The organism is Sandarakinorhabdus rubra (assembly GCF_010994245.1).
Taxonomy (GTDB): domain Bacteria; phylum Pseudomonadota; class Alphaproteobacteria; order Sphingomonadales; family Sphingomonadaceae; genus Sandarakinorhabdus; species Sandarakinorhabdus rubra.
The window spans coordinates 1-5,185 of the sequence record NZ_WMHO01000186.1 but is presented as its reverse complement, the minus strand read 5'-3'; the positions used below and the strand labels follow the sequence as shown (position 1 = coordinate 5,185).

Here is a 5,185-nt window from a genome sequence, read left to right as displayed (position 1 = left end):
GACCGTTCGGGCGGCGGCGGCAGCGCCTATGCAGTTGGCGGCATCGCGGTCGACGTGACGGCAAGGAGCGTGGACGAGGCCCGCCGCACCGCCTGGCGCGCGGCCGAACGTCGGGCCTGGCCGCAGCTCTGGGCCCGGTTGACCGGCCGTGCCGAGGCCGATGCACCCCGTCTTTCGGACGCGCAGATCGATGCCATGGTGGCCGGCATCGAAAGCCAGGGCGAGCGGTTTTCGGCCAACCGCTATATCGCGCGGCTGGGCGTGGTGTTCGATCGCAGCCGCACCGCCGAACGGCTCGGGGGCAGCCTTGCTTTGCTACAATCGCCGCCCATGCTGCTGCTGCCGCTGCTGGTGGATGGCGGGGCCACCACGCTCACCCAGGCGCCGACGGCCTGGCGCGACGCCTGGGCGCGCTACAGAGGCAATGTCACGCCGATCGATTATGTGCTGCCGGCCGGCACGCCGGGCGACAATCTGTGGCTCAACGGCTGGCAGGCCCGCCGTCGCGATCACGAAGGCTGGCGCACCATCATGGCGCGGTTTGACACGGTGGACGTGCTGGTGGCCGAGGTGCAGTTGACCCGCCGCTTCCCCGGCGGCCCGATCCGCGGCCTGTTCATCGTCCGCCACGGGCCGGATGGCACCGAACTGGGGCGGTTCGCGCTCTCCGTTCGCAGCGAGGACGCGCTGCCCGGCCTGATGGACGAAGGGGTCAGGCGCAGCGATGCGCTCTATGCCGGCGCGCTGCGCGCCGGTCTGCTGCGCGCCGAGCCGGATCTGGCGGTCGACCTGGCCCCGCTTGCCGAAGACGTGACGCTGATCGGCGCGGCGCCGGAGCCGGAGGCCACCGATCTGCCCGCAGCCCCGCCGGCCGGCAGCCCCGCCCGCCCGTTGCCTGCCGACCCCCTGCAATGACAGCCCCGCCCGAGCCGGCGCTGCCGCTGGTCTGGCCCGAAACACTGGACCCGGAACGGCTGGCCATCTCGGCGGCCAATCGCGACGCGGCGGCCTGGCTGGCTGCACCAGCCCTGTGGCCGGTGCCGGTGACGCTGCTGGTCGGCGCGCCGGGCAGCGGCAAGTCCCACCTCGCGGCCTGGTTTGCCGCCCACCACGAGGCGCTGGTGATCGAGGCGGCAGACAGCGCCGACCCGGAAGGCCTGTTCCACGCCTGGAATGCAGCCACGCGGGCACGGCCATTGCTGCTCACCAGCGCGTTGCTGCCACGCGACTGGAGCCACGGCCTGCCTGATCTGGCCAGCCGGCTGGCCGCGACACCACTGGTGCGGCTGGGCGATCCCGATGACGAGCTGCTGGCCGCGGTGATCGCCAAGCTGTTCGCCGAGCGCGGCATCAGGGTGGGGGATGATCTGGTGAACTGGCTGGTGCTGCGCATCGAGCGCAGCCTGGCGGCGGCACGCAGCGTGGTGGCGGCGCTGGATGCCGCGGCGCTGGCGCGGCGGCGGGCGGTGACCATCCCGCTCGCACGCGAGGTGATCGACGGCCAGTTCAGTCTCTTCTGAACTTATCTTCGCGGCGCTGCGCTCAGGGCTTAAGCCCGGCGCCGCGATCGGCTAGAGAAGGGTGATGGACATCCAGGTAATGCCCCAGCTGCCGCCGGCGGAACGCTATTTCAACCGCGAGCTGTCGTGGCTGTCGTTCAACGAGCGGGTGCTGGCCGAGGCCATGAACCGCGCCCACCCGTTGCTCGAACGGCTGCGCTTCCTGTCGATTTCCGGCAACAATCTCGACGAGTTCTTCATGGTCCGGGTCGCCGGACTGCGCGGCCAGGTGCGCGCCAACATCGAAACGCTGAGCCCGGAGGGCATGACCCCGGCCCAGCAGCTGATCGCAATTGCGGCCCGCGCTGATGCGCTGATGGAGGAACAGCAGCGCGTCTGGGCGTTGCTGGTGAAGGAACTGGCCCGCGCCGACGTTCATGTCGTGACCGCCGAGAAGCTGACCAAGGCCGAGCGCCAGTGGCTGGAAGCGCATTTCCTTGACCAGATCTTCCCGGTCTTGACCCCGCAGGCGATCGACCCGGCGCACCCGTTCCCCTTCATTCCCAACAAGGGCTTCTCGCTGATCCTGGAACTGCGGCGCCAGTCCGATGACGAGCTGCTGCGCGCGCTGCTGATGCTGCCGGCGATGCTGCCGCGCTTCATCCGCCTGCCGGGTGGCACGGCCCGCCACGCGCGCTGGATCAGCCTGGAGAACACCATCCGCGCCTTCTTCGGGCAGTTGTTCCCCGGCTATGATCTCGTTGGCGGCGGCGCCTTCCGGGTGATCCGCGATTCCGACATCGAGGTTGAGGAAGAAGCCGAGGACCTGGTGCGCTTCTATCAGACCGCGCTGAAGCGCCGGCGGCGCGGCGAGGTGATCCACCTCGCCATGGAGGAATCCGCCCCGCCCGGCCTGCTCAGCCTGGTCAAGGGCCAGCTGGGCGTGGACGATCGCGACACCATCCTGGTGGAGGGCGTGCTGGGCATCAACGATCTTGCCCTGCTGGTCGAGGAGGACCGCCCCGACCTGAAGTTCGATCCGCACACGCCGCGCTTTCCCGAGCGTATCCGCGAACATGGCGGAGACTGTTTTGCCGCCATCCGCGCCAAGGACCTGGTGGTCCACCACCCCTATGAGAGCTTTGAAGTGGTGCTGGCCTTCCTGCGCCAGGCCGCGGCCGATCCGGACGTGATCGCCATCAAGCAGACGCTGTATCGCGCTGGCAAGAACAGTCCCATCGTGCGCGCGCTGATCGACGCCGCCGAGGCCGGCAAGTCGGTGACGGCGGTGGTGGAGCTGAAGGCGCGCTTTGACGAGGAACAGAATATCCGCTGGGCCAGCGAGTTGGAACGCGCCGGCGTGCAGGTGGTCTATGGGTTCGTCGAATGGAAGACCCATGCCAAGCTGTCGATGGTGGTGCGCCGCGAGGGCGCGGGCATCCGCACCTATGTGCATTTCGGGACCGGCAATTATCACCCGATCACCGCACGCATCTATACCGATCTGTCGTTCTTTACCGCCGATCCGCTGCTGGCGCGCGATGCCGCACAGGTGATGAACTACATCACCGGCTACGTGCAGCCGACCCGGCTGGAGAAGATCGCCATGGCGCCGCTGGCCATGCGCGATCGGCTCTATGCCCTGATCGATGCCGAGATTGCCCACGCGAAGAAGGGCCGCCCGGCCGCCATCTGGGTAAAGCTGAACAGCCTTGTCGATACCGGCATCATCGAGAAGCTCTATGAAGCCAGCGCCGCGGGGGTGGAGATTGATCTGATCGTGCGCGGCATCTGCTGCCTGCGCCCCGGCGTGCCCGGCCTGTCGGAGAATATCCGGGTGAAGTCGATCATCGGCCGCTTCCTCGAACACAGCCGCATCTGCGTGTTCGGCGGCGGCCATGAACTGCCCAGCCGCCATGCCCGCGTGTTCATCAGTTCGGCCGACTGGATGCCGCGCAACCTCGATCGCCGGGTGGAGATCATGGTGCCGGTGGAGAACCCCACCGTCCATGCCCAGGTGATGGACCAGGTGGTGGTCGCGAACCTCAAGGACAACCAGCAAAGCTGGGCAATGAATGCCGATGGCCATTATGCCCGCCTGGCGCCGGGCCGCGATGCACCGTTCAACCTGCACCGCTATTTCATGACCAACCCCTCGCTGTCCGGGCGCGGCCAGATGAAGGATGCTGATGTCGTGCCGGTGCTGATGCTGCCCGACGAACATGACGAATTGACCGAGGACAGCGATGCCGCCGGGCTTGCCTGAACCCATGATCAGCCTGGCGCGCCGGGTCGGCCTGTCGCCAACGCCGGGACCGGCGACAGACGATCGCTGCGCCATCATCGACATCGGCAGCAACAGCATCCGCCTGGTGGTCTATCAGGGCCGCAGCCGGGTGCCGGCCACCATGTTCAACGAAAAGGTGATGGCGGGGCTGGGCCGCGGTCTGACTGAGCGCGGCCGCATGGCCGACGGCGCGATCGAGGTAGCGGTGGCCGGGTTGAAGCGCTTTGCCGCGCTGGTGAAGGCGATGGGCATTGCCCAGGTGCGCACCGTGGCTACCGCGGCCGTACGTGAGGCCCAGAACGGCCCGGCCTTCATCGACCGGGTGCTGGCCGAATGCGGCCTCGCCATCGAAGTGATCGACGGTGAGGCCGAAGCCCGCGCCGCCGCGCTGGGGCTGGTGTCCGGCATTCCCGATGCCGATGGCGTGGTGGGCGATCTGGGCGGCGGCAGCCTCGAACTGGTGCGGGTGAAGGATGGCCAGATCGGCAGCCGCACGTCGCTGCCGATCGGCGCGCTGCGGCTCGATGCGGTGCGCAAGCGCGACCGCCGGGCGCTGGCGCCGTTCATCCGCAAGGCGCTCGACACGGTGGACTGGGCGCACGAAGGGCGCGGCCGGCCTTTCTACATGGTGGGCGGATCATGGCGGGCACTGGCCCAGATCCACATCTGGATGAGCCAGCATCCGCTGCCCATCGTCCATCAGTATGAAATGCCGTCCGGCGCGCCTGAAACCCTGTTCCGCAGCCTCGTTCACAGTGACCTGGCGACCTTGAAGCAGGTGCCGCACCTGTCCACCGCACGTCTGCCGACGCTGCCGGGCGCGGCGATGCTGCTGGCTGCCGTGGTCAAGAAGCTGGGCTCGTCACGGGTCATCGCCTCGGGCTTCGGCCTGCGCGAAGGGCTGCTCTATGCCGATCTGCCGGCCGAGGAACAGGCGCTCGATCCGCTGATCACTGCTGCCCGCCAGGAAGGCGCGCGCCAGGGCCGCTTTGCCGAGCATGGCGACATGCTGTTCGCGTGGATGGACCCGCTGTTTTCCGACGAACCGGAGCCCGTGCGCCGGCTGCGGCTGGCAGCCTGCCTGTTGTCCGACATCGCGTGGCGCGCCCACCCGGATTTCCGCGCCGAACGCGGGGTGGACGTGGCGCTGCACGGCAATTGGGTGGCCGTGACGGCGGCCGAACGGGCCGCACTGGCGGCCGCCCTGCATCATTGCTTTGGCGGCAGCCCGGATGCGCCGGTGATGGCGATGCTGCAACGGCTGGCGCCGCCCGCGCTGCTGTTCCACGCCCGCGCCTGGGGGCTGGCGCTGCGGCTGGGCCAGCGGTTGACCGGCGGCACCGCTGCCGCGCTGGCGGCCAGCCGGCTGGAGCGCGATGGCACGGCATTGGTGCTGCGG

The 5,185-nt window shown here is 68.9% G+C and carries 4 protein-coding genes; all 4 read left to right on the top strand.

The window, feature by feature from the left end:
* Window positions 1-915 (top strand): heavy-metal-associated domain-containing protein (locus GJV64_RS11110; protein WP_164157295.1); only part of this gene is annotated, 915 nt, incomplete at its 5' end.
* Entirely contained in the window at window positions 912-1,520 is a 609-nt protein-coding gene (locus tag GJV64_RS11105; protein ID WP_164157294.1) for an HdaA/DnaA family protein, read from the top strand. The genes GJV64_RS11110 and GJV64_RS11105, both read left to right, overlap by 4 nt.
* 64 nt (window positions 1,521-1,584) lie before the next feature.
* Entirely contained in the window at window positions 1,585-3,765 is a 2,181-nt protein-coding gene (locus GJV64_RS11100; protein WP_164157293.1) for an RNA degradosome polyphosphate kinase, read from the top strand.
* The coding region (locus GJV64_RS11095; protein WP_235927704.1) for a Ppx/GppA family phosphatase at window positions 3,758-5,185 on the top strand (1,428 nt) is incomplete at its 3' end. The genes GJV64_RS11100 and GJV64_RS11095, both read left to right, overlap by 8 nt.

What these genes read in the sequence shown, in the direction of transcription:
- GJV64_RS11100 (WP_164157293.1), top strand. Translation starts at nt 1,585, where the DNA reads ATGGACATCCAGGTAATGCCCCAGCTGCCGCCGGCGGAACGCTATTTC.
- GJV64_RS11105 (WP_164157294.1), top strand. Translation starts at nt 912, where the DNA reads ATGACAGCCCCGCCCGAGCCGGCGCTGCCGCTGGTCTGGCCCGAAACA.